This window comes from Sphaerotilus microaerophilus, assembly GCF_023734135.1.
Lineage (GTDB): Bacteria > Pseudomonadota > Gammaproteobacteria > Burkholderiales > Burkholderiaceae_C > Sphaerotilus > Sphaerotilus microaerophilus.
Window position 1 is genome coordinate 4682797 of sequence record NZ_AP025730.1, and the last position, 24281, is coordinate 4707077.

Annotated in this window: 18 protein-coding genes; 11 read left to right on the forward strand and 7 right to left on the reverse strand. The window is 70.2% G+C overall.

Annotation, left to right across the window (positions count from 1 at the left end; translation table 11 throughout):
* The first annotated feature begins 35 nt into the window (after positions 1 to 35).
* Complete coding sequence (gene tgt / locus NGK70_RS20020) at positions 36 to 1175, forward strand: tRNA guanosine(34) transglycosylase Tgt (protein ID WP_251970236.1); 1140 nt, start codon at positions 36 to 38, stop codon at positions 1173 to 1175.
* Positions 1176 to 1323: 148 nt separating this feature from the next.
* Complete coding sequence (locus NGK70_RS20025) at positions 1324 to 2367, forward strand: extracellular solute-binding protein (RefSeq protein WP_251970237.1); 1044 nt, start codon at positions 1324 to 1326, stop codon at positions 2365 to 2367.
* 37 nt (positions 2368 to 2404) lie between these two features.
* Here NGK70_RS20025 and NGK70_RS20030 read toward each other — a convergent pair whose 3' ends face one another.
* Positions 2405 to 5701 (reverse strand): putative bifunctional diguanylate cyclase/phosphodiesterase, encoded by a 3297-nt coding sequence (locus tag NGK70_RS20030; RefSeq protein ID WP_251970238.1) that lies wholly within the window; start codon positions 5699 to 5701, stop codon positions 2405 to 2407.
* A 61-nt stretch (positions 5702 to 5762) separates the two neighbouring features.
* Complete coding sequence (locus tag NGK70_RS20035; RefSeq protein WP_251970239.1) at positions 5763 to 6755, reverse strand: ABC transporter substrate-binding protein; 993 nt, start codon at positions 6753 to 6755, stop codon at positions 5763 to 5765.
* A 298-nt stretch (positions 6756 to 7053) separates the two neighbouring features.
* On the opposite strand from NGK70_RS20035, the gene NGK70_RS26515 reads away from it, so the two are divergent.
* Positions 7054 to 8586: a methyl-accepting chemotaxis protein gene (locus NGK70_RS26515; protein WP_310742546.1), complete on the forward strand. Its 1533-nt coding sequence runs from the start codon at positions 7054 to 7056 to the stop codon at positions 8584 to 8586.
* Between the two features lie 25 nt (positions 8587 to 8611).
* On the opposite strand, the gene NGK70_RS20045 is transcribed toward NGK70_RS26515, so the two are convergent.
* Positions 8612 to 10309 (reverse strand): ABC transporter permease, encoded by a 1698-nt coding sequence (locus NGK70_RS20045; protein WP_251970240.1) that lies wholly within the window; start codon positions 10307 to 10309, stop codon positions 8612 to 8614.
* A 22-nt stretch (positions 10310 to 10331) separates the two neighbouring features.
* Here NGK70_RS20045 and NGK70_RS20050 point away from each other — a divergent pair, with 22 nt between their 5' ends.
* From NGK70_RS20050 to hppD, 3 genes are all read left to right on the forward strand, one after another.
* Positions 10332 to 11462: an ABC transporter ATP-binding protein gene (locus tag NGK70_RS20050; RefSeq protein WP_251970241.1), complete on the forward strand. Its 1131-nt coding sequence runs from the start codon at positions 10332 to 10334 to the stop codon at positions 11460 to 11462.
* 106 nt (positions 11463 to 11568) lie between these two features.
* Positions 11569 to 12444 (forward strand): archaetidylserine decarboxylase, encoded by an 876-nt coding sequence (asd, locus tag NGK70_RS20055; protein WP_251970242.1) that lies wholly within the window; start codon positions 11569 to 11571, stop codon positions 12442 to 12444.
* Between the two features lie 396 nt (positions 12445 to 12840).
* A complete protein-coding gene (gene hppD / locus NGK70_RS20060) occupies positions 12841 to 13929 on the forward strand; it encodes a 4-hydroxyphenylpyruvate dioxygenase (protein ID WP_251970243.1) in 1089 nt (362 codons plus the stop codon).
* A gap of 7 nt (positions 13930 to 13936) precedes the next feature.
* On the opposite strand, the gene NGK70_RS20065 is transcribed toward hppD, so the two are convergent.
* Genes NGK70_RS20065 through NGK70_RS20075 form a run of 3 tightly spaced genes read right to left on the reverse strand, consistent with a single transcriptional unit; the run spans position 13937 to position 16868 of the window.
* Entirely contained in the window at positions 13937 to 14815 is an 879-nt protein-coding gene (locus tag NGK70_RS20065; protein WP_251970244.1) for a DMT family transporter, read from the reverse strand.
* Positions 14812 to 15342: a methylated-DNA--[protein]-cysteine S-methyltransferase gene (locus tag NGK70_RS20070; RefSeq protein WP_251970245.1), complete on the reverse strand. Its 531-nt coding sequence runs from the start codon at positions 15340 to 15342 to the stop codon at positions 14812 to 14814. The genes NGK70_RS20065 and NGK70_RS20070 overlap by 4 nt, the downstream gene beginning before the upstream one ends.
* Complete coding sequence (locus NGK70_RS20075; protein ID WP_251970246.1) at positions 15339 to 16868, reverse strand: AlkA N-terminal domain-containing protein; 1530 nt, start codon at positions 16866 to 16868, stop codon at positions 15339 to 15341. The genes NGK70_RS20070 and NGK70_RS20075 overlap by 4 nt, the downstream gene beginning before the upstream one ends.
* Positions 16869 to 16965: 97 nt before the next feature.
* Between NGK70_RS20075 and NGK70_RS26395 the strand changes: the two genes are divergently transcribed.
* The 3 genes from NGK70_RS26395 (at position 16966) to NGK70_RS20085 (ending at position 20013) form a co-directional block, all read left to right on the forward strand.
* Positions 16966 to 17088 (forward strand): hypothetical protein, encoded by a 123-nt coding sequence (locus NGK70_RS26395; protein WP_256490697.1) that lies wholly within the window; start codon positions 16966 to 16968, stop codon positions 17086 to 17088.
* Between the two features lie 557 nt (positions 17089 to 17645).
* Entirely contained in the window at positions 17646 to 18545 is a 900-nt protein-coding gene (gene rarD / locus NGK70_RS20080; RefSeq protein WP_251970247.1) for an EamA family transporter RarD, read from the forward strand.
* 82 nt (positions 18546 to 18627) lie between these two features.
* A complete protein-coding gene (locus NGK70_RS20085; RefSeq protein WP_251970248.1) occupies positions 18628 to 20013 on the forward strand; it encodes a TAXI family TRAP transporter solute-binding subunit in 1386 nt (461 codons plus the stop codon).
* Positions 20014 to 20050: 37 nt separating this feature from the next.
* Here NGK70_RS20085 and NGK70_RS20090 read toward each other — a convergent pair whose 3' ends face one another.
* Complete coding sequence (locus tag NGK70_RS20090; RefSeq protein ID WP_251970249.1) at positions 20051 to 20980, reverse strand: DNA/RNA non-specific endonuclease; 930 nt, start codon at positions 20978 to 20980, stop codon at positions 20051 to 20053.
* Positions 20981 to 20992: 12 nt separating this feature from the next.
* Between NGK70_RS20090 and NGK70_RS20095 the strand changes: the two genes are divergently transcribed.
* Together NGK70_RS20095 and NGK70_RS20100 are read left to right on the forward strand one after the other, a co-directional pair.
* On the forward strand, positions 20993 to 22813 hold the full coding sequence (locus NGK70_RS20095) for an aminopeptidase P family protein (RefSeq protein WP_251970250.1): 1821 nt from the start codon (positions 20993 to 20995) through the stop codon (positions 22811 to 22813).
* A gap of 132 nt (positions 22814 to 22945) precedes the next feature.
* Positions 22946 to 24274, forward strand: a complete 1329-nt coding sequence (locus tag NGK70_RS20100) for a DUF4397 domain-containing protein (RefSeq protein WP_251970251.1) — start codon at positions 22946 to 22948, stop codon at positions 24272 to 24274.
* Positions 24275 to 24281 lie beyond the last annotated feature (7 nt).

Consider the following 24281-nt stretch of genomic DNA (forward strand, 5'->3'; position numbering starts at 1 on the left):
GGACCTGAGGCCCGCCCGGCGGCGACAATCGCGCCATGCTGACATTCGACCTCCTGGCCACCGAAGGCCACGCCCGGCGCGGCCGGCTCACGCTCAATCACGGCGTCGTCGAGACGCCGATCTTCATGCCCGTGGGCACCTACGGCACCGTCAAGGGCGTGATGCCACGCGACCTGGAGGCCATGGGCGCGCAGATCATCCTGGGCAACACCTTCCACCTCTGGATGCGCCCCGGGTTGGACGTGATGGCGCAGTTCGGCGGCCTGCACCGCTTCGAGAGCTGGAGCAAGCCCATCCTCACCGACAGTGGCGGCTTCCAGGTCTGGTCGCTCGGCGACATGCGCAAGATCAGCGAGGAGGGCGTGAAGTTCGCGTCACCCGTCAACGGCGACAAGCTCTTCCTCACCCCCGAGGTGAGCATGCAGATCCAGACGGTGCTGAACGCCGACATCGTCATGCAGTTCGACGAGTGCACGCCGTACTGGCAAGGTGGCAAGGGCTCCGGCCACATCACCACCGAGAAGGAAGCGCGCAGCTCGATGGAGCTGAGCCTGCGCTGGGCCAAACGCTCGCAGGCCGAGTTCGCGCGGCTGGCCAACCCGAATGCGCTGTTCGGCATCGTGCAGGGCGGCATGTTCGAGCACCTGCGCCAGGAGTCGCTCGACGCGCTGGTCGAACTGGATTTCCCCGGTTACGCAGTGGGCGGCGTCTCGGTGGGCGAGCCCAAGGACGAGATGCTGCGCATCATGGCGCACACCCCGCACCGCCTGCCGGCGCACAAGCCGCGCTACCTGATGGGCGTGGGCACGCCGGAGGACCTGGTCGACGGCGTGGCCGCGGGCGTGGACATGTTCGACTGCGTGATGCCTACCCGCAACGCGCGCAACGGCCACCTCTTCACCCGCTTTGGCGACCTGCGCCTGCGCAACAGCCGCTACAAGAACGACGAGCGGCCGGTGGACGAGACCTGCGCCTGCCACTGCTGCCAGAACTTCAGCCGCGCCTACCTGCACCACCTGGACCGCTGCGGCGAGATGCTCGGGCCCATGCTCACCAGCATCCACAACCTGCACTACTACCTGAACCTGATGAAGGAAGTGCGCGAGGCGCTGGACGCTGGCGGCTTCGCGGCCTTCCAGGCGCAGTTCAAGGCCGATCGCGCCCGGGGCATCTGACCTCGCCCCTCCGAATAGAGGCAGACCCAGCCAACTTGCGGCAGGTCAATCCGGTGCGTTCCGGTGAAACAATGCGAACGATTCTTGTTAATATGCGCGAATCGTTCGCATCGCCATGCGCCATCCTCCCTTGCCCCGGATCCCTGCCATGCCCCGTCGTTCGCTCTTCACCCTCGCGGCCCCCGCTGCCCTGGTCACCGCGCTGATCGCGGCGGTTGCTGCTCCGGCCGCCGTGGCCCAGGAGAAGGTGCTCAACATCTACTCTGCCCGCCACTACCAGACCGACGAGGCTCTGTACGCCAATTTCACCAAGGCCACCGGCATCAAGCTCAACCGCATCGACGGCAAGGAGGACGAGCTGGTCGAGCGCATCCGCAACGAAGGCGCCGCCAGCCCGGCCGACATCCTGATCACCGTCGATGCATCCCGTCTGCAGGTGGCCGACCAGATGGGGTTGTTCCAGCCGGTGTCCTCCAGGCTGCTGGAGGAGCGTGTGCCGGCCAACCTGCGCACGCCGACCTGGTACTCGTTCTCGACCCGCGCCCGGGTGATCGTCTACAACAAGGTGGCCGTCAAACGCGAGCAGGTGCAGAGCTACGAGGACCTGGCCGGCCCGGCGCTCAAGGGCCAGGTCTGCATGCGCTCGGGCTCGCACCCCTACAACCTGTCGCTGGGCGGCGCGCTCATCGCCCACGACGGCGAGGCGAAGACCGAGGCCTGGGCGAAGGGCCTGGTGGCCAACTTCGCCCGCGCGCCCAAGGGCGGTGACACCGACCAGATCAAGGCCGTGGCCGCTGGTGAATGCGGCGTGACCATCTCCAACACCTACTACGTAGTGCGCATGATGCGTTCCACCAAGCCGGACGAGCAGGCCGCGATGCGCGCCGTCGGCATCGTGTGGCCCAACCAGGCCAGCTGGGGCACGCACGTCAACGTCTCCGGTGCCGGGGTGCTGAAGCACGCGCCCAACCGTGCCGCTGCCGTCCAGTTCCTGGAGTACCTGGCCAGCAACGAGGCGCAGGGCTACTTCGCCAACGGCAACAACGAATGGCCGGTGGTCAAGGGCGCCGTGGCGGCCAACCGCGAGCTGGAGTCGCTGGGCACGTTCAAGGCCGACGCGATGCCGATCGGCGACATCGCCAGGTTCACCTCCGCCGCCCAGAAGGCCTTCGACCGCGCCGGCTGGAAGTGACCCGCAGAGGGCGACCTGCTGCGCAGGGTGGGACAGCTCAGCTGGCGGTTGCCGGGATACGCGGCACCGACTGCCGCCGCTCAGCCAGCGCGCCATCGCCCGCAGGAACTGGCGCCCGCTGCGCAGCGGCACTCCAGGCGGGGCAGGATCGCCAGGTCGTCGCCCAGGTCGGCAGCCGCTCGGCCGGCATCGGGCGGGCGATGCCAAATCCCTGGGCGAGTTCGCAACCCAGCTGCAGCAGCCGGCTGCCATGGGCTTCGGTCTCGACGCCCTCGGCCACGACCTCGAGGCGGAAGGCGCTGGCGAATCCGAGCACACCTTCCAGGATTGCCAGATCGAAAGGATCGTCGAGCATGTCTCGCACGAAACTGCGGTCGACCTTGATCTGGGTGACCGGCAGGCGCTTCAGGTAGGTCAAGGACGAATAGCCTGTCCCGAAGTCGTCCAGGGCGAACATGACGCCAATCGCCCGGCAGGCCTCGATGACCTCGGAAACACGCTGCAGGTCGACCAGGGCGCTGGTCTCGAGCACCTCCAGCGTCAGATGGCTCGGGTTGACCGCCGGGTGCTGCTCCAGCAGCGTGCGCAGACGCTCGACAAAATCCGGCTGCTGCAGCTGCAGGGCACCGACATTGACGCTCACACCGATACGAAGCCCCTCGGCGTGCCAGGCGCCAAGCTGCGCGAGCGCGGTGTCGATGACCCACTCGCCGAGGTCCACCGACATGGGGTCGTCCTCGATGGCGGGAAGGAACTCGGCCGGGGCCAGCAGGCCCCGCTGCGGGTGCTGCCAGCGGATGAGCGCCTCGGCGCCGACCACCTCACCGCTGCGCATGTTCACCTTGGGCTGGTAGTGCAGCACGAACTCCCGCGCCTCCAGCGCCTTGCGGATGCGCTTGAGGCTGTCGTGGTGTCCACGCACGTGGCGGTCCTGCTCGGTATCGAACACGTGAAAGCGGTTCTTGCCGGCCAGTTTGGCCTGGTACATCGCATGGTCGGCCTGGCGCAGCAATTGGTCGGCGTCCACATCGTCGGCCTGCGGGTAGAAAGTCACCCCGATGCTCGCGGAGACCTGCACGCACTGCGCGCCGAGGTGCGTCGGCTGGGAGCAGGCCGCCAGCAATCGCGACACCATGGGCGCTGCCGTGGCCACATCGGCCACATCGAGCAGGACGGCCACGAATTCGTCACCACCCAGCCGCGCAAGCGTGTCGCCCGCACGCAGCACTTGACGCATGCGCCCGGCCACGGCCATCAGCAGACGGTCGCCGGTCTCATGTCCATGTTGATCATTGACCTCCTTGAATCCATCCAGATCCAGGTACAGCACCGCCACCTGCTGTGCGCTGCGCCGCGCCTGGACCATCGCCTGCTGCAATCGGTCGGCGAGGAGCATGCGGTTGGGCAACGAGGTCAGCGCGTCGAAGTTGGCCAGGGTCTCGAGCTGCTTCTCATGCGTCTTGAGCGCGGTGATGTCGGAGAACAGCGAGACATACTGGCGCGTTTCACCCTGGGCATCACGCACCGCGCTGATGGTCTGCAGCGCGGCATAGGTTTCGCCGTCCTTGCGCCGGTTCCAGACCTCGCCATGCCAGTGGCCCTTGCTCAGCAAGTCCTGCCACATCGCGGCAAAGAATTCAGGTGCGTGGAGCCCGGAGCTCAGCAGGCTCGGCGTTGCGCCCAGGACCTCGTCGCCCTCGTAGCCCGTGATGCGGGTGAAGGCATTGTTGACATCGACGATCTTGCCCTGCGCCGTCGTGATCATGATGCCTTCCCGGGCATGCGTGAACACGCTGGCCGCCCGGCGGAGCTGATCCTCGGCCCGCTTGCGCTCCGAGATGTCGACGTGGGTGCCCACCAGGCGCAGAGGGGTCAGCCGCTGTCCCTGGGCGTCACGCGCCAGCGTGCTGCGCGACAGGATGTCCACCCAATGCCCAGCCGCATGGCGCATGCGGAATTCGATCTCGCAGGAGGGCTGCCGGCCCGCACAGCAGTCGTCGATGGCCCCCCAGACGCGATCACGGTCCTCGACGGCGATGAGTTCGCGCCAGGTTTCCAGCGTGTCGGCCAGTTCGTGGTCGGCGTAGCCCAGCATGGACTTCCAACGTGTGGAGTAGTGCACCGCGCCGGTCTCGAGGTTCCAGTCCCACAGTCCGTCGTTGGCCCCCTGCAGGGCCAGTTCCAGGCGCTCGCGGCTGATGCGAAGGTCGGTGTCCGACTGCGCGAGCCCGGTCGAGAGATCGTGCAACGCGGTCTGGATCGTGCCCCATTCGTCGATCCGGGTGCGATCGACGGGCGACGACACGACCCCGCTGCGGATTTCCGTGATGAGCCGCAGCACGTTGGCCAGCGGCCCCTTGATGTGGCGCCGGATGATCCTGACGATGGCAAGCACCGACAGGGCGGCCACGACCAACGACAGCAGCGTGACCTGGAGGCTCGCCCCGCGCACGATGCGGTTGAGCTCCTCCCGCACGCTGTCCGCCCGGGCCGATGCGCCCTTGTCCAGCCGCTTCATGCTGGCGAGCACCTGGTCCTTGGCCTGGTGGCTCTGCCGCAGCGCCGTGTCGAAGCGGGTCGTGGCAGCGTTCAGCTGCTGGACCTTGCCACGGTAGCGCTTGGCGGCCTCGGTCATGCGCCGGCCGATCAGCGCGATCTCCGGGGGAGAGGCCGACAGCGTCTGCGTCTGCAGGATCAGGTCATCGACCCGTGAAGCCGCCGAGTCGCGCGGCGCCCGCGGATCGGCCTCGGCAGGGCCGCGCTCCGCGATGCGCTTGCCGAGCACCAGCAGTGTCTCGCGCAGACCGGTGGTCAGTCCCATGACCTGATCCAGGTGATCGGTGCCACGCCCGGCAAGTGTCTCCTCGATCATCAGCCGGCCGATCACCTGTTCAAGACGGGCCAGCTCGGCGAAGAGCGCACGGTCGAGCTGCTTGACGTCGACGATGACTCGATCGACCGTCGCACAGTCTTCCAGCAACTGCCGCGTCGACGTCGACAGCACCGCCATCGTGCCGGCCAGTTCGGCGTCCGACACCGAGCCGCTGATGTCACGGATGGAAGCACTCAACTGGCGTGCGCCGGCATCGAAGGTCGAGTCCCCCCGGCAACTGCGGCTGACCAGATCGATCTCGGAGAACACGCCCGAAAGCCGGCGTCCGATCGAGGCGTTCTCGATGACGCTGGTCATCTCGTCGCCGACGATCTTCGCAAAGAGGCCCTCCACCCGGCCCAGCACGACGCTGACGAGCAGCGTGACCAGTGCGAGCGCAACTCCGTTGAGCAGGGCCAGGCGCACCAACTGGGCGCTGATGCCGGAGGGGAAACGCGGCATGGAGGATGTCTTTGCGGGATGTCTCTGCAAGCGGTTCGGCGTAGGTGCTGGGCAGTCGCCCTCAGTCCTGCTGGCGCACGAGGCTGGCACCCCGGATCACCACGGGGCGCAAGGCGATCTTGTGCGACTCGACCGCACTCACGTTGATCACCCGCTGCCCCTTGACGTTCTTGGTCACCGGGAGCTGGGCCACCGCCGTCCCGCGCATGGCTTTCAGCAGCATGTCGCCCGACAGCTCACCCTGTTCCTGGCCGGTCTTGACCACCGCTGCCCAGGCACCCTGTTCGACCTGATAGCGGTTGCCACCCAGGATGGGGCCCCGATAGCCCTTGCGCAGCACGCTCAGCACCTCACGGTTGGTCATGGGCCGGGATGCAGCGTCGAGGATGCCCTCGAGGCTGTCGACGAAGAGTGTGTCGCAGCCGGCATTCAGGGTCCTTGCCATGCTCTCCCACTCCGCGAGGCTCGCCACGAGGTGGAAGCCGCGAACCTTCAGCGGGTAGCCGTCCTTCTCCCGGTCCACCTGGGCCTTCAGCGCTGCACCGGCAGGCACGTTGTTGGTCAGGAAGCACGCCGTCTCGACCGTGGGCACCACCTGCTTGATGAAGGCGAGCGACTCGTGCACATGGGCACGCTCGAGCACACCCGACACATTGGCGGCCGGATAGCCATACTGGCCGGGTTCGGCATTGACCCCATTGAACATCACGGGAACACCCCCCCGCTCCTTCAGGTAAGGCAGCACGAACAGGCGCTGGGCATCGTCATCCGCAGCGATCACCCCATGTGGCTGCAGGCGCTGGTAGATCGCGTGGGCCTCCTCGGCCTTCTTCGCCCCCCCGGCCGGGTCGCGCTTGGTGTCCATGTGGACGTAGGTGATCTCGCTGGACGCGCCCAGCACCGCGTCGATGCCCTGGCGGATCTCCCTGACCCAGGGGTTGTCTTCCTCGTAGCTCATGACGACGAGCACCCTGAACTCCGCGGCCTGCGTGCTGGCAGCCCCCAACCCCAGCACCGCAGCAAGGACCGGCGCGAGACAGGACTTGAACGACATGAACACCTCGATACTCTGCGGCCGTGACGGCAGGCCCAACCACCCGGCCGACACCGACCGCGCAGCGATGATTTCGGCGCCCATCGGCAGCGCTTGAATGGGGAACCCGGAAACAACGGGCGCACCAACGACCCCGCGGCACGACAGCGAAATTCAACCGATCGCCGCTCCAGATTGCAAAAGCGGCAGGCGGCCCAGGTCAAGCGGCGGGCGCCCGAGTCGATAGATCCGCCAGCCTCGCCCGCCTGCCCTGCAGCGTCCGGGTCTCCTGCCAGCTCGACGACCTCAAGGATCGGTCATGAAATTCAACACCCGCTTGATGCTGTGCGCGGGCATCCCTGCTGTGCTGTTCGTCTGCGCCCTGTCCATCAGCCTGTGGGGACTGCTGCGCACCCAGAAGGAGTTCGACCGCAGCATCGATACGGAGCAGGCCATCGCCAGCGGGGTGTCGGAGATGTACGCGCAGGGCCTCCAGATGGGCCAGGCCCTGCGCAACATCGTGCTCGATCCGTCCAACCGGAAGGCCTTCGACAACCTGGAGACCGCCAAGGTGGCCTTCCAGAAGGCGCACGCCGACGCCCTGAGCGCTGCCCACGCGACCGAGTTCGAGCCCAGGCTGAGGGCGCTGAGTGCCTTGCGCGAGACCCAGGCTGTGCACCAGAAGCAGGTGGTGGCGCTGGCCAGCAACGACACCGCGGCCGCGACGAACACGCTCAATACCCAGGAAACCCCGGCCTGGCGCCAACTCAAGGCCCGCCTGCTGGAGCTGATCGATGCCAGCCGCCGCTCCGCCGCCACCGCACAGGCGACCGCCCGGACCCACGCGCGCCAGGTGCTGACCCTTTCGGTGGCTGTGGCACTGGTGGCGCTGGTCGCCGCGGGGCTGCTGTTCTGGTTGATGCGCCGCACGGTGATCCACACCCTCGGCTGCGACCCTTCCGAAGCCCAGGAGGCGCTGCGCCGCATCGCCGACGGTGACCTCTGCCCGGATGCGGCGCTGGCGGGCAGCGATGAAGGCCTGATGGGCGAGATGCACCGGACCCAGCAGCGCCTGCGCGAACTGGTCACGCTGGTGCAGACCAGCGCCGACGGGATCAACACCGCCAGCGCGGAGATCGCCAGTGGCAACCTGGACCTGTCGAACCGCACCGAGCAGACCGCAGGAAGCCTGCAGCAGGCCGCCTCGTCGATGGGTCAGCTCACGGCCACGGTGCGGCAAAGTGCCGACGCGGCCCGCCAGGCCAACCAGCTCGCGGCCGCGGCGGCCGAAGTGGCCCAACGCGGCGGCTCGGTGGTCGCCCAGGTGGTGTCGACGATGGATGACATCACCGCCAGCTCACGCAAGATCGGCGACATCATCGCGGTGATCGACGGCATCGCCTTCCAGACCAACATCCTGGCGCTCAACGCGGCGGTGGAAGCCGCGCGCGCCGGAGAACAGGGCCGCGGCTTCGCGGTGGTGGCTGGCGAGGTCCGCTCGCTCGCGCAGCGCAGTGCGGAGGCCGCGCGCGAGATCAAGTCGCTGATCGGCAGCTCGGTCGAGAAGGTCGAGGGTGGCTCTAAGCTGGTGTCCGATGCCGGCGGGACGATGGCCGAGATCGTCGCCTCGGTACAGCGTGTGTCGCAGATCATCAACGAAATCACGTCCGCCACCGCCGAGCAGTCGGGTGACATCGGCCGCATCAACACCACGGTCACCGAGCTGGACCGGATGACGCAGCAGAACGCCGCCCTGGTCGAACAGTCGGCCGCCGCCGCCGAATCCCTGCGCGACCAGGCCAGCCGCCTCGCCAAGGTGGTGAGTGTGTTCCACCTGCGCACGCCGGCGTGACACGCTGAAGCGCTGCCACTGCCGATCAGCCGGCCTGGCCCGAACGCCCCCGGGCGATGCTGCGGCACAGCAGCACCATCGGCAGCAGCCCGACCACCACGATGGCCAGCGCGGAGGTGGAGGCCTCGGCCAGGCGCTCGTCGGAGGCCAGGGTGTAGGTCTGCGTGGCCAGGGTGTCGAAGTTGAAGGGGCGCATCACCAGCGTGGCGGGCAGCTCCTTCATGACGTCGATGAACACCAGCAGTGCCGCCGTGAGCGCGCTGCCGCGCAGCATCGGCACGTGCACACGGCGCAGGGTCTGGACAGCGCTCAGGCCCAGGCTGCGCGCGGCGTGGTCCATGCTGGGGGTGATGCGCCCCAGGCCCTCGTCCACCGCCTGCACCGCGGCCGTGAGGTAGCGCACCAGGCAGGCATAGACCAGCGCGGCGATGCTGCCAGTCAGCAGCAGGCCGGGGCGCTGCCCGGTGAGGTCGAACAGCAAGCCGGCCAGCAGGTGGTCGAGTTGCGTCACCGGGATCAGCACGCCCACCGCGATCACCGAGCCGGGCAGCGCGTAGCCGAGCCCGACCACGCGGTGCGCCCAGCGGGTGGCGGCGCCCGGGTGCACGCGCGCGGCATAGCCGATCAGCAGCGCCAGCGCCACCGCCAGCAGCGCCGTCAGGCCCGCCACCAGCATGCTGTTGCGCGCCAGGGTGAAGAAGCGCTCTCCGAACTGGGCATCGCCCTCGGTGATGGCCATGTGCAGCAGCACGCCGCCGGGCAGCAGGAAGCCGGCCACCAGCGGCGCCAGGCAGGCCAGCTGCGCCAGCGCCGCCTTGGCGCCGGCCAGCGGCAGGCGCTGGGCGCCGCGCTGACGCAAGGTGGTGTCGTGGTAACGCCGAGCGCCGCGGCTGACGCGCTCCAGCGCCAGCACCGCGACCACGAAGGCCAGCAGCAGCATCGCGAGCTGCGCCGCCGCCACCCGGTCGCCCAGCGAGAACCAGGCGCGGTAGATGCCGGTGGTGAAGGTCTGCACCGCGAAGTAGGACACCGTGCCGTAGTCGGCCAGCGTCTCCATCAGCGCCAGCGCCACGCCGCCGGCAATCGCCGGCCGGGCCATCGGCAGGGACAGGCGCAGGAAGGCCCGCCAGGGTGACAGCCCCAGTGAGCGGCCCACCTCGATCATCCCGCCGGCACGCTCGATGAAGGCGGTGCGCGCCAGCATGTAGACGTAGGGGTAGAGCACCAGCGTGAACATCAGCACCGCGCCGCCCAGGCTGCGCACGTCCGGAAACCAGTAGTCGGCCCGGGTCCAGCCGAAGGTGGCGCGCAGCCAGCTCTGTACCGGGCCGACGAACTGCAGCAGGTCGGTGTAGGCGTAGGCGATGACATAGGCCGGCATCGCCAGCGGCAGCACCAGCAGCCACTCGAAGGTGGCGCGGCCGGCGAACTCGTGGCGCGTCACCAGCCAGGCCGAGCCCACGCCCAGTGCCGCCACACCCGCGCCCACGCCCAGGCAGAGCCAGAGCGTGCTGGCGATGTAGTCGGGCAGCACCGTGGACGCCAGGTGCGCCCAGGTGCCGCCAGTGCCGCCGGAAAACACGTTGGAGGCCACCGACAGCAGCGGCGCCGCCACCAGGGCGGCCGCCAGCAGCGCCACCCAGGACAGGACGGGCCAGCGCCGACGCATCGGCAGGAGCCGGCCCGACACGGCCTGGGGCAAGGGAACGGAGGGCGTGCTCATTGAGAATGATTATCATCGTTTCATGTCCGCCCTGGCCCCGACCACCATCGCCTCCCCCCCTGCCTTCGCCCAGCCCTGGCTGGACCTCGACGCCGTCACGCTCGGCTATGGCCGCAAGACCGTCGTCGAGCAGCTCAGCCTGCGCCTGCCGCGCGGCACGATCGGCTGCCTGCTGGGGCCGTCGGGCTGCGGCAAGACCACGGTGCTGCGCGCGGTGGCCGGCTTCGAGGGCGTGCTGGGCGGCGAGATCCGGCTCGATGGCCAGGTGGTCAGTACCGTGGGCCGGCACGTCGCGCCGGAGCAGCGCCGCATTGGCATGGTGTTCCAGGACCACGCCCTCTTCCCGCACCTGACGGTGGCCGCCAACGTCGCCTTTGGCCTGCGCGGTCATCCGGACGCACAGGGGCGGGTGCGCGAGATGCTGGAAACCGTCGGCCTGGCGCACGCCGCCCAGCGCTACCCGCACGAGCTGTCGGGTGGGCAGCAGCAGCGTGTCGCGCTGGCCCGGGCGCTGGCGCCCTCGCCGCGGCTGATGCTGCTCGACGAGCCCTTCTCCAGCCTGGACGTGGAGCTGCGCGAGCGCCTGGGCAGTGAACTGCGCGCGCTGCTCAAGGCCGCCGGCACCACCGCACTGCTGGTGACGCACGACCAGCACGAGGCCTTTGCGATCGCCGACGAGATCGGCGTGATGCGCGACGGTCGCATCCAGCAGTGGGCCAGCGCCTACCAGCTGTACCACCAGCCGGCCAACCGCTTCGTGGCGGACTTCGTCGGCCAGGGCGCCTTCCTGCCTGGCGAGGTGACGGATGGCCTGCATGTGCGCATGGAGCTGGGCACCGCCCGCAGCGACCACCCGATCCGCTGCACCGAGCACGGCGACCTCTGCCCCCGCGGCTGCGCGGTGGACGTGCTGCTGCGCCCCGACGACGTGGTGCACGACGACGACGCCCCGACCCGCGCCAAGGTGCTGCACAAGGCCTTCCGCGGTGCGGAGTTCCTCTACACGCTGGAGCTGGCCAGCGGCGCAACGGTGCTGTCGCTGGTGCCCTCGCACCACAACCACGCCCTTGGCGAGGCGATCGGCATCCGCGTCGAACTCGACCACGTGGTGGCCTACAAGCGCGAGGGGGCACCGCCGTTGCGCTGCGGCTGAGCGTGCGCCCCGCGGCAGCGCGGGACCGAGAGAACCCTCCAGTGCGCAAGGTCATGCGCCGATACACTCAGCCTGATGCACCTGCCGTGCACGTTGTGGAGAATCCGTGTCCGATCGCCTTGCCGTCCTACCCCAGTACCTGCTGCCCAAGCTGGCCCTCACCCGCTTGGCCGGTTCACTCGCACGAGCCCAGGCCGGCGGGTTGACCACCGCAGTGATCCGCTGGTTCGTCGGCCGCTATGGCGTGGACATGGCCGAGGCGGCCGAGCCGGACATCGCCCGCTACCTCAGCTTCAACGACTTCTTCACCCGCGCGCTCAAGCCCGGCGCCCGCCCGCTGGCGAAGGGACGGCTGATCTGCCCGGTGGACGGCGCGATCAGCCAGTTCGGCGCCATCGAACGCGACCAGATCTTCCAGGCCAAGGGCCACAGCTACTCGACCCGCGCCCTGGTGGGCGGCGACGCCGAGCTGGCGGCACGCTTCGAGAACGGCTCCTTCGCCACCCTCTACCTCAGCCCGCGCGACTACCACCGCATCCACATGCCCTGCGACGGCCGGCTGCTGCGCATGATCCACGTGCCGGGCGAGCTCTTCTCGGTCAACCCGACCACGGCGCGCGGCGTGCCGGGGCTGTTCGCCCGCAATGAACGGGTGGTCTGCGTCTTCGAGGGCAAGGACGGCCCCTTCGTGGGCCCCTTTGTGATGGTGCTGGTGGGCGCCACCATCGTCGGCAGCATGGCCACGGCCTGGCACGGCATCGTCAACCCGCCGCGCCCGGGCACGGTGCGCGACTGGGACTACCGCGGTGAGGCCGAGCCGATCGACCTGCGCCAGGGTGACGAGATGGGCCGCTTCCTGCTCGGCTCCACCGTGGTGATGCTCTTCCCGAAGACCCCGAAGGCGGGCAAGAAGGGCCTGCGCTTCAACCCGCAGTGGACACCGGGCGGCTCGATCCGCATGGGCGAGAAGATGGCGGACTGACCTGCGGTACCGCCCCGCCGCCCCGCCGCCCCGACAACTGCGGGTGGACCCGCTCCCGCCGCTGCCGATTCGGCCTTACAGTCGCGCCTGTCCTGGCCGCTCCCGGCCGGGCACACCTCCGACCATGACCAGCATCGGCGTCCTCGGCTACCAACTCGTCTTCGGCGACCACCTCGCCCGCAGCGTGCGCGGCGTGCCCGGCGCGCCGCCCCAGGCCGGCCGCTGAACGCCGGGCGCCGCCTCGATGCGAGCCGGCCGCCCTGCCCCCTCTCCCTCGCTTCATTGACATCGCAACCCGGCGCTGCCCCCTGGCAGGCCGGGCGGGTGTGCTGGCCGCTCACATCGCTGCAGCCCGCGCACCCCCAACGCGACCCACGCGGTCGCCAGGAGATCACCATGGCCGATCTGTTCGACAACCCCATGGGCCTGATGGGCTTCGAGTTCGTCGAGTTCGCCTCGCCCACCCCCAACGTGCTGGAGCCGCTGTTCGAGCAGCTCGGCTTCACCCTGGTGGCCAAGCACCGCTCGAAGGACGTGCTGCTCTACCGCCAGGGCGGCATCAACTTCATCGTCAACCGCGAGCCCCGCAGCGTGGCCGGCTACTTTGCCGCCGAGCACGGGCCCAGTGCCTGCGGGCTGGCCTTCCGGGTGCGCGACTCGCACCACGCCTACTTCCGCGCGCTGGAGCTGGGCGCGCAGCCGGTGGACATCCCCGCCGGACCGATGGAGCTGAAGCTGCCGGCCATCAAGGGCATCGGCGGCGCGCCGCTGTACCTGATCGACCGCTTCGAGGACGGCGCCTCGATCTACGACATCGACTTCGAGTTCCTGCCCGAGTTTGCCGACCCAGCCAGCCGGCGCCCCAAGGGCCACGGTTTCCGGATGGTCGATCACCTGACGCACAACGTCTACCGCGGCCGCATGGCGTTCTGGGGTTCGTTCTACGAGCGCATCTTCGGCTTCCGCGAGATCCGCTACTTCAACATCCAGGGCGAGTACACCGGCCTGACCAGCCGGGCGATGACGGCGCCCGATGGCCTGATCCGCATCCCGCTGAACGAGGAGTCCGGCAAGGGCACCGGGCAGATCGAGGAGTTCCTGATGCAGTTCAACGGCGAAGGCATCCAGCACGTCGCGCTGCTCACCGACGACCTGCTGGCCAGCGTGGATGCGCTGCAGATGGCCGGCATCCCGCTGATGACCGCACCCAACGACGTGTACTACGAGATGCTGGCCGAGCGCCTGCCCGGCCACGGCGAGCCGGTCAGCGAGCTGCAGGCCCGCGGCATCCTGCTCGACGGCTCGACGGCGAACGGTGGAAAACGCCTGCTGCTGCAGATCTTCAGCCAGACGCTGCTCGGCCCGGTGTTCTTCGAGTTCATCCAGCGCAAGGCCGACGAGGGCTTCGGCGAAGGCAACTTCAAGGCGCTGTTCGAGAGCATGGAGCGCGACCAACTCCGCCGCGGCGTGATCTCGGGCGAATGAGCAGTCGCTAGCCTGCTCGCCGCCCCGGCTGCCACAGCCCGGTGGCCAGGGCGGTGCCCGTCAGCACGATGGCGCCGCCCACCGCCATGCGCAGCGTGAAGGCCTCGTCCAGCAGCAGCGCACCCCAGACGGTGGCGAACAGCGGCACCAGGTAGGTCACCGTCACCGCCCGGGCCGGGCCCACACGGGCCAGCAGGCGGAAGTACAGCAGGTAGGCCAGTGCGGTGCAGCCCACGCCGAGCGCCAGCGCGGCGCCCCAGGCCAGCGGGCCGGGCAGCTGAGCCGGCCACAGCCACCAGGCGAAGGGTGCCAGCACCAGCGCCGACGCCACCTGCGAGCCGGTGGCGTTGACCAGGGCCGGCACGCCGGTGACGTGGCGCCGCGCGTAGTTGGCCGCAAAGCCGTAGCTCACCGCGGCGGCCAGGCTGGCCAGCAGCGCCCAGCCACTGCCGCCGGGCTTGAAATCGGCCTTGTCGGCGGCCAGCACCGCCACACCGGCCAGTCCCAGCAGCAGGCCGACCAGGCGCACGACGGTGAGCCGCTCGCGCAGCCAGAGCGCTGCCACGATGGCGGTGAAGATCGGCGTCGTCGCGTTCAGGATCGCCGCCAGCCCGGCGGTGATCGACAGCGTTGCCCAGGCGATCAGCACGAAGGGCAGCGCCGAGTTGGTCACGCCCATCACCGTCATCACCGCGGCCCGCGACGTCAGCTCGCGCCCCTGCCCCTTGTAGATCAGCAGCGGCAGCAGGCAGGCACTGGCGATCGCCACGCGCAGCCACATCAGCGGCGCGGCACCAAAGGCCGGTGCCGCGTAGCGCATGAACAGGAAGGAGCCGCCCCACAGCGCGGCCAGCAGCAGCAGGTCGGTCAGGTCACGCGGCTTCAAGCGGCCACCCCCGCAGTAGCGTCCGCCCACAGCGCCGGCTGTCCGGCCTCGAAGGCCAGCAGCGCGCGCTTGCGGTCCAGCCCGCCGGCGTAGCCGGTCAGCGCGCCGTTGCGCCCCACCAGGCGGTGGCAGGGGATGATCAGGCTGATCGGGTTGAGCCCGGTGGCCGCGCCCACGGCCCGGAACGCGGTGGGCCGGCCCACCGCCTGCGCCACCTCGCCGTAGCTGCGGGTACGGCCCTGGCCGACCCGGGCGATCTCGTGCCAGACGGCGAGCTGGAAGGGCGTGCCGCGCGGCGCCAGCGGCAGGTCGAAGCCGGTGCGGCGGCCGGCGAACCAGGCTTCCAGCTGCCGCGCCGTCTCGCACAGCAGCGGGTGGGCATCGTCGCGCCCCCAATCGGGCTCGGGCCCGTCGAAATGTTTCTGGCCATCGAACCAGGCGCCGATCACACCCTCGGCGTCCGCGGCCAGCACCATCGGGCCGAGCGGCGTGGCGCAGCGGGTCCAGACAGTCGTTGCAGCGGTCATGTCACCTCCTTCCAGGCAATCCAGGGGGCAGCGCCTTCGGCCACCCGGCGCCACAGGTGCAGCGTGGCGTAGCCGCGCCAGGGCCGCCAGGCCTCGGCGAGCGCATCGGCGTGGCGGGCATCGCGGGCGTCCAGCGCCTTGATCAGCGCCACGTCGCCGCTGGGCCAGGCGTCGGGCCAGGCCAGCGCGCGCAGCGCAATGTACTGGGCCGTCCAGGGTCCGATGCCCGGCAGGGCCTTGAGACGTTCGATCGTCGCGCCCACGTCCGCCGCCGGCCCCAGGTCCAGCTGGTCGTCGGCCACCGAGCGCGCCAGCGCCTGAAGGGCCACGACGCGCTGGCGCACGATGCCCAGGCGACCCAGTTCGTCCGCGGAGGCGTCCGCCACGCGGGCCGCGGACGGGAAGACATGCGTCAGCCCCGGCAAGTTCGGCCGAATTGCGTGCACCGGCTCGCCCAGCGCCGCCACCAGCCGGCCCGCCAGCGTGTGCGCCGCCCGCACCGTCACCTGCTGGCCCAGCACCGCGCGCACCGCCATCTCGAAGCCATCAAAGCAGCCCGGCACACGCAGCCCGGGCGCATCGGCCGCCAGTGGGCCGAGCACCTGGGCCACCGCGGCGGGATCGGCACCCAGGTCGCACAGGCGCCGCACACCCGCCAGCACCGCCGGCAGGGCGGGCAGCAGGCCGGTGCTGACCTGCACCCGCAGCGCGTCACCGCGGGGTGCCAGGCTCACCGCCAGCCCGCCGCGCAGCTCCCGCCCAGAGCCATCCCGCAACGCGAGCGTGCGCCGATAGAGGCCTGTACCCGCCTCGGCACCCGGCGCCTCGACCCCCATCTCGACTGTCTCCACGCCGGGCACGCAGCGTGCCGCCAGAAAGGCCAGCAGCCGCGGCCAGTCGAAGGGCGGACGAAAGGCCAGTTCCACCGACAGGACCTCCTCCGCCCCACCGGAGGCCACCTCACGGCCGCGGCGCAGGTCACCCGGCGCCAGGCCATAGCGGGAGCGGAACAGCGCGTTCAGCCGCCGCAGGCTGCCGAAGCCCGCCGCCAGCGCCACCTCGGTGACCGGCAGCGCCGTGTCGGCCAACAGCCGCTTGGCCAGCAGCAGGCGCTGGGTCTGGGCGTAGGCCACCGGCGTGACGCCGAAGGCCTCACCGAAGACGCGCCGCAGGTGCCGGTCGCTGATGCCCAGCCGACGTGCCAGCCCCTCCAGGCCGGCCTCGTCCAGTTCGCCCGCCTCGATGCGCTGCGCCGCCGCCCAGGCCAGGCGCGAAGGCATGTCGATCGGCGCCAGCCCCGGTGCCAGCTCGGGCCGGCAACGCAGGCAGGGCCGGAAGCCGCCCGCCTCCGCCGCCGCCGCGTGGCTGAAGAAGCGGCAGTTCACCTCCCGGGGCAGCCGCACCCTGCACACCGGCCGGCAGTAGATGCCGGTGGAGGTGACGCCCACGAACAGCCGGCCATCGAAGCGGGCATCGTGACTGCACAGGGCGGCGTAGGGAGTGGAAGGCGGGTGCGGCTGGGACACGGCAGCGATTGTGGCGACACCCGCACAGCCGCGCTCGCCGTTTCCGGACCCGATGTCAGGTGGCGCTGAAGCCGCAACGCAGGCGCGCAGACTGCCTATGAAAAGGGTCACCAGGGCGCCCCAACGCGACGTGAACGGCTGGAAGAAGGCCGGCCTGCCCTGGAACCACTGGGGCGAACACAGCAAGGGCTGCCTCGCGCCCGAAGACGAAAAACCGTGACCCCTGCGGACCGCCTCTGCACCGAAGCGGGGCCCGCCTGCGCTTTGCCTCAGGATGCAGCAACCAACCCCGCACCGAGGCGGGGCGCGGTGTTGGCAGGAGCATCCTAGGGTTTTCCACAACCTTATCCCCCTGAAATGTGGAACGCCGATGACAGCGTGGTTTTCCACCGTGCGAAGTCGCACGCCAGGGGTTTTGTGCAGTGCAAAAACAACGCATCCGGCGTTGACAACCACCCCTTTCACCCCAGGCCGCCCCATGGCAGGGGCACCTGCCTCATCCTGGGGCACTCCAAGGCGGGATCAACGCTGGCGCGGGCTGGCGAGCAGCGTCCCGCGGCTTTCCACAGGTTTGTGCACGGCGGATGTGGAGCCATTCGGCCCGAGGACGGCCTCACGCAGCCATCCACAACGGCACAAAGTTATCCCCAGTGCTTGACAGGCAAGGCCGCTGCACAAGTCGGTGGACAAGTTCGTCAAGCAGGGGCCCTGCCGGCTTCCCGGTTACAGTGCGCACCCGCCGACCTCGGCCGCCCATCAAATGGGCGCCCCTCCCCCGTGCAATCCGGCATCGCCTACGCCGCCCTGGCCTACTTCCTCTGGGGCCTGTTCCCGCTGTACTTCCGCCTGCTCGCGGCGGTGGACCCGCTGGAGGTGCTGGCGCACCGCTTCGTCTGGTCGGTGGGCTTCCTGCTCCTGCTGCTGGCCGGGCTGCGCCGCTGGGCCTGGCTGCGGCCGGCGGTCACCGCGCCGCGGGTGCTGGGGCTGTTCGCGCTGTCGGCGCTGCTGCTGTCGGTCAACTGGTTCGTCTACATCTGGGCGATCAACCACGGCCGGGTGCTGGAGGCCAGCCTGGGCTACTTCATCACGCCGCTGGCCAACGTGCTGACCGGCCGGCTCGTGCTGGGCGAGCGGCTGCGCCCGGCGCAGTGGGCCGCCGTCGCGCTGGCCGCCGCCGGCGTGCTGTGGATGACCTGGCAGCTGGGCAGCCTGCCCTGGGTGTCGCTGGTGCTGGCCGCCAGCTTCGCCAGCTACGGCCTGGTGCGCAAGACCGCCCCGCTGGGCGCGCTGGAGGGACTGACGCTGGAGACGCTGCTGCTCGGCCCGCTGGCGCTGGCCGGCCTGCTCTGGGCCGCCGGCCAGGGGCTGGCGGCCTTCCCGGGCGCCGACCTGGACCTGAAGGCCCTGCTGATCGCCTCCGGGCCGGTCACCGCCGTGCCGCTGCTGCTCTTCGCTGCGGGAGCGCGGCGCATCCCGCTGAGCGTGCTGGGCATGCTGCAGTACATCGGCCCGACGATCCAGTGGCTGCTGGCGGTGTGGCTGTTCCATGAGCCCTTCGCCGGTGCGCGGCTGCAGGGCTTCGCGCTGATCTGGTGCGCTTGCGCGGTGTTCAGCGCCGAGCTGTGGTGGCGCAGCCGGCAACCCGTGCCGGCCGCGGCGGCGGGCGGGCCGGCCTGAGCGCTGCAGCCGTTCGATGGCGCTGGCACCCGCCGGACACACTTCGCTGCACTGCAACACACGACTGGCTTAAGCTCTGGGCATGTCTGCCCTGCCCCGCCGCGCCGCGCGTGCCCCCCGCGCCGCCATCCACCAGCTGAGATCCACCCTGCTGTCGGTGCGCGACCTGCTCGTCACCGGCGGGCCGGTGCTGTTGCTGGCGCTGGCCGCCATCGTGGCCGCCTACTGGCTGCTCGACCCCACCCCGCCGCGACGCATGCTGCTGGCCACCGGCCCCGAGCAGGGCGCCTACGCCGAGTTCGGCAAGCGCTACCGCGACACGCTGAAGAAGGACGGCATCGAGGTGCAGCTGCTGCCCAGCCGCGGCTCGCTGGAGAACCTGCGCCTGCTGCGCGAGGGCAAGGTGGACGCGGCCTTCGTGCAAGGTGGTGCCGAGGCCCTGCGCGGGCTGGACGAGGAAGAGGCGCCGGAGGGCCTGCTCAGCCTGGGCAGCCTGTTCCGCGAACCGGTGTGGGTGTTCTACCGCGAGGCCGCCGCGCAGGCGGCGCTGGGCCGCACCACGCTGGACAGCCTCTCGCAGCTGGCCGACTGGCGCTTGAACATCGGGCACGAGGGCAGCGGCGTCACCAACCTGATGCGCCGCCTGCTCGAAGCCAACGGCCTGGACACGCGCCGCATGCAGCTCGGCCGGCTGGAGCCGACACCCGCGGTGGTGGCGCTGCTGGAAGGCAGCATCGACGCGATGGCGCTGGTGTCGGCGCCCGAATCCCCGCTGGTGCGCATGCTGCTGATCACCCCCGGCATCCGCCTGCTCGACTTCGCCCAGGCCGAGGCCTACGCCCGCCGCGTGCCGCAGGTGCAGCCGATCAGCCTGCCGCGCGGCGTGGTCGACCTGGCGCAGGACCTGCCAGCGCAGGACGTGCGCCTGGTCGCACCCACCGCGACACTGGTCGTGCGCGAAGCCACCCACCCGGCGCTGCAGCAGCTGCTGGTGCAGGCCGCGCGGCGCATCCACAGCGAGGCCAACTGGTTCCAGCACAAGAACGAGTTCCCGCAGATGGGCGCGAGCGACTACGCCCTGGCGCCCGAGGCGCAGCGCTTCTACGAGTCGGGCGCGCCGCTGCTGCAGCGCTACCTGCCCTTCTGGGTGGCCAACCTGGTGGACCGGATGTGGGTGGTGCTGGTGTCGATCGCCGCGCTGCTGATCCCGCTGTCACGCATCGTGCCGCCGCTGTACACCTTCCGCATCCGCTCGCGCATCTTCCGCTGGTACGGCAGCCTGCGCGACATCGAGGAGCGCGCTGGCGCCCCCAACCGCAGCGCAGACGACACCGCCCAGCTGCTGGCGGAGCTGAATGACCTGGACGCCCGCGTCGAGCGCCTGCCGGTGCCGCTGTCGCACGCCGAGGAGCTCTACGCGCTGCGCGGCCACATCCGGCTGGTGCAGCGGCGCCTCGGCGGCAGCTGAAGGCGGGCCCTGATTCCATCAGGGCGGCGCCACCCGCTCAGCCCAGCCCGCAGCCCGTGGGCAGCGGCCACGAAACGGCTGGCCGGCCTGACTTCACCGCAGCACTCATGCCGGGCAGATCGACCTGCCCGGCACCCACCCGGGCTTCGAGTTCCGCCACGCTGACCAGGTAGGCGTCCAACCCGGCCAAGTCGTCCCGGTTCGGGATCAGCCAGGCGATCACCTGGACGGCACCGGCGGCATCGGTGGTCACCAGCACCTTCCAGAACCAGTCGGGCGTGCGGATGCCGTGCGAGGCGACGAAATGATCGTTGGCCACATCGTCGTACACCACGCCCCCCACCACCTGCACCGGTGCCAGGTCGCGATGGCACTCGGCGATCTCTTCCGTCTGCTGCCAGATGCCCTGGTTGAGCAGGGACCGCTGCGGCACGATGTTGGTCATGTGGAACGTGGCCGCCATCAGCTCATCCGTGGCGTCCATGTGGTTGGCCGTCACCAGGTGGCCCCGGTCCCAGCCGGGCTGCACGCTCCAGTAGCTTCCCGCGCTGAGCTGCTGGCCACAACCTGCCGGAAGAGCAGGGTCATTCAACGTGAACAGATCGGTGCGCGCAGCCTGCCCGGTGTCGGTGCCCAGCAGGTACTCGAATCGCAGAGTGGTATTCGCGGCGCAGTCGTAGCGCAAGCGGAAGCCACCGTGGTCCAGCGTCACGACGGTCGCGAGCTCGACCGGCGCAGCCGCCGGGTCGGCCCCGCTACCACCGCAACCGGTCAGTGCAAGGACCACACCCATTGACCACACGGGCACCTGCCGTCGCAGGCTAGCCACCCCGATGGTCAAGTATCTGGATACGCTCATGACTTCGACTCCCTGTTGATGGATCTCAGCCAGAAACTCTAAGGGCATGCACGCGACACCGGCCGGATGAGCACCGTTGCTTGTCAGAATTCGCGCTTCGCCGCCCACTCCTCCCGCGCCATGGACACCCGCACCGCCCCCATCCGCCAGCGCCTGACCGACCTGCGCCTCGTGATGCACCGCCACGGCGTGGCGGCGCTGCTCGTGCCTTCGGCCGATCCGCACCTGTCCGAGTACCTGCCCGAGCGCTGGCAGGGGCGGCAGCGCTTTTCCGGCTTCACGGGCTCGATGGGCACGCTGGTGGTCACGCCCGATGCGGCGCTGGTCTTTGCCGACAGCCGCTACTGGTCGCAGGCCGAGGCCGAGCTGGCCGGCACGGGCGCGGCGCTGGTGCGCATCCCCACGGCAGTGGCGACCCATCACATCGACTGGCTGGCCTCGCAGGTCGCACCGGGCGCCACGGTCGCGGCGGATGGCGCCGTGCTCGGCCTGGCCGCCGCCCAGCAGCTGCGTGACGCGCTGAGCGCCCGCGGCGTGGCGCTGCGCACCGACCTCGACCTGCTCGACGAGGCCTGGCCTGACCGCCCGGGACTGCCCGCAGCGCCGGTCTATGAGCACCTGCCGCCGCAGGCCGCAGTCGCCCGCCCGGCCAAGCTGGCGCAGTTGCGTGCCGCGATGGCCGAGCGCGGTGTCAGCCACCACCTGGTTTCGACGGTGGACGACATCGCCTGGATCACCAACCTGCGCGGCTCGGACGTCGAGTACAACCCCGTCTTCCTGGCCCACCTGCTGCTCGATGCCCAGGGCGGCACGCTGTTCGTCGGCGAGGGCAAGATCAGCGCCGACCTCGCCGCGCGCCTGCACGCCGACGGCCTGGTGCTCGCGCCCTACGCCCAGGCCCGCGCGGCCCTGGCGGCGTTGCCGGCGGGCGCGGTGCTGCTGCTCGACCCCCGGCGCGTCACACTCGGCCTGCGCCAGGCGGTGCCGGCGGGCGTGAAGGTGATCGAGGCGCTCAACCCCAGCGTGCCAGCCAAGAGCCGCAAGACGCCGACGGAAATCGCCTTCGTGCGCGAGGCGATGGCACTCGATGGGGCAGCGATGTGCCGTTTCTACGCCTGGCTGGAGACTGCGCTGGGGCACGCGGCGATCAGCGAGCTGACCATCGACGAGCGCCTGAGTGCCGAGCGCGCGAAGCAGCCCGGCTTCGTCTCGCTGAGCTTCTCCACCATCGCCGGCTTCAACGCCAACGGCGCGATGCCGCACTACCGCGCCCTGCCCGAGTCGCACGCGCAGATCTCCACGCCCGAGGGCCTGGTGGCCGAGGGCCTGCTGTTGATCGACTCCGGCGCGCAGTACCTGGGCGGCACCACCGACATCACGCGCGTCTGGCCGATCGGCACGCCCACGGCGGCCCAGAAGGCCGACTACACCCGCGTGCTGCGCGGCACCATTGCGCTCAGCCGCACGCGCTTCCCGGCGGGCACGCTGGCGCCTCACCTGGACGCCATTGCCCGTGCGCCGCTGTGGGAGGCCGGGCTGGACTACGGCCACGGCACCGGCCACGGGGTCGGCTACTTCCTGAACGTGCACGAGGGGCCGCAGACCATCGCCCGGGCCATCCCGGACCCGGCGATGGCGATGCAGCCCGGCATGATCACCTCGATCGAGCCCGGCCTGTACCGGCCCGGGCGCTGGGGCGTGCGCATCGAGAACCTGGTGCACAACGTCTCGGTCGGCTGCCCCGACGAATTCGGCGAGTACCTGGCCTTCGAGACGCTCACGCTCTGCCCGATCGACACCCGCTGCATCGAGCCCGCGCTGCTGCACGAGGACGAGCGGCAGTGGCTCAACGGCTATCACGCCGAGGTGCGCCGGCGCATCGCACCCCATGTGAACGGCGATGCCCTGGCCTGGCTGGAGCAGCGCACCCAGGCGATCTGAGGCGCCCCGTGCAACGCCCCTGAGCAACGTCCCCGACACAGCTCCTACACTTTCGGGCACGGGCCAGCAAGCAGGGCGCCACACCGTTGGCGGACGATGCACGGCCATTGACGAACCGAATGGAGAGAGTCCGTGCCCCTTGCCACTTCCCCCCTGTCGACCTGGCGGCGTGCGCTCTTGCGCCGCGCTGGCGGCGCCCTGCTGGCCGGCTGCGCGCTGCTGCTCGGCGCCTGCGGCACCGCCGATGAGTCCGGCAACGCCCACCTGCGGCTGCTCAACGCGAGCCCGGGCTATGCCTCGCTGGACCTGTACGTCGACAGCAGCGAGTCCAGCTCGGACGTGGCCACGGGCAGCGCGGGCGGCTACGTCAGCCTGGACACGGACAGCCACACCGTGGCCGTGCGGCGCAGTGGCACGGCCACCAACCTGGTGTCGACGGACCGCACGCTGGCCAAGGACACCGACTACACCCTGGTGGCCTATGGCTGGGAGGGCAGCCTGAAGACCGCCCTGCTGACCGACGACGAGGAGGCCCCCTCCAGCGGCGTGACCAAGGTGCGCGTGTTCAACACCGCCACCGATGCGGGCAGCCTGGACGTCTACCTGACCGATGCCGGCACGGTGCTGACCGACACCAGCCCGGTGGCCTCCAGCGTGGCGGCCTCGGGCATCAGCGACTATGTCGAGCTCAGCTCGGGCAGCAGTTGGCGGCTGCGCGTGACCGGGGCAGGCGACAGCACCGACGTGAGGCTGGACCTGTCCGGCCTGTCGCTGGGCAGCGCCCAGGTGGTCACGCTGCTGGTCACGCCCAGCGACGGCGGCGTGCTGGTGCATGCGCTGCTGGTGGCGCAGGGCGGCTCGACCACGGTGCTGACCAACACGCAGGCCCGCGTGCGCCTGGTCGCCGGCACGACCGACAAGGCCAGCCACAGCGCGGTGGTCGGCAGCAGCACGCTGACCAGCGCGACGGCCTCACCCTCGGTGGGCGCCTACGTACAGGTGAGCGCCGGCAGTGCGCAGGCCCTGGATGTGCGCGTGAACGGCAGCCGCCTGGCCACCACCACCCTGTCACTGGCAGCCGGCGCCGACGTGACCCTGCTGGTGCACGGCTCGTCCGCCGCACCGGCGCTGGCGGTGATCAGCGACAACAACCGCCTGCCCACGAGCAGTTCGCAGGCCAAGGTCCGGCTGGTCAACGGGGTCTACAACCTCGGCACCGGCCTCTCGCTGACGCTGGACTACCTCGATATCGCCAGCGGCATCACCGCCGGCGGCGCCTCCAGCTACGCGCTGGTCGCGGCCAGCACCGGCTCGTTGATGACCGCCGATGCCGGCAGCACGCAGCTGTGCAACAGCCGCCACTGGACCGACAGCCTCACGATCGCCGCCAAGAGCGTGCTGACGCTGTACGTGCTCGGCGACGCCAGCGTGCCGACTTGCGCGCTGAAGAAGGACCGCTGAGCGGCCC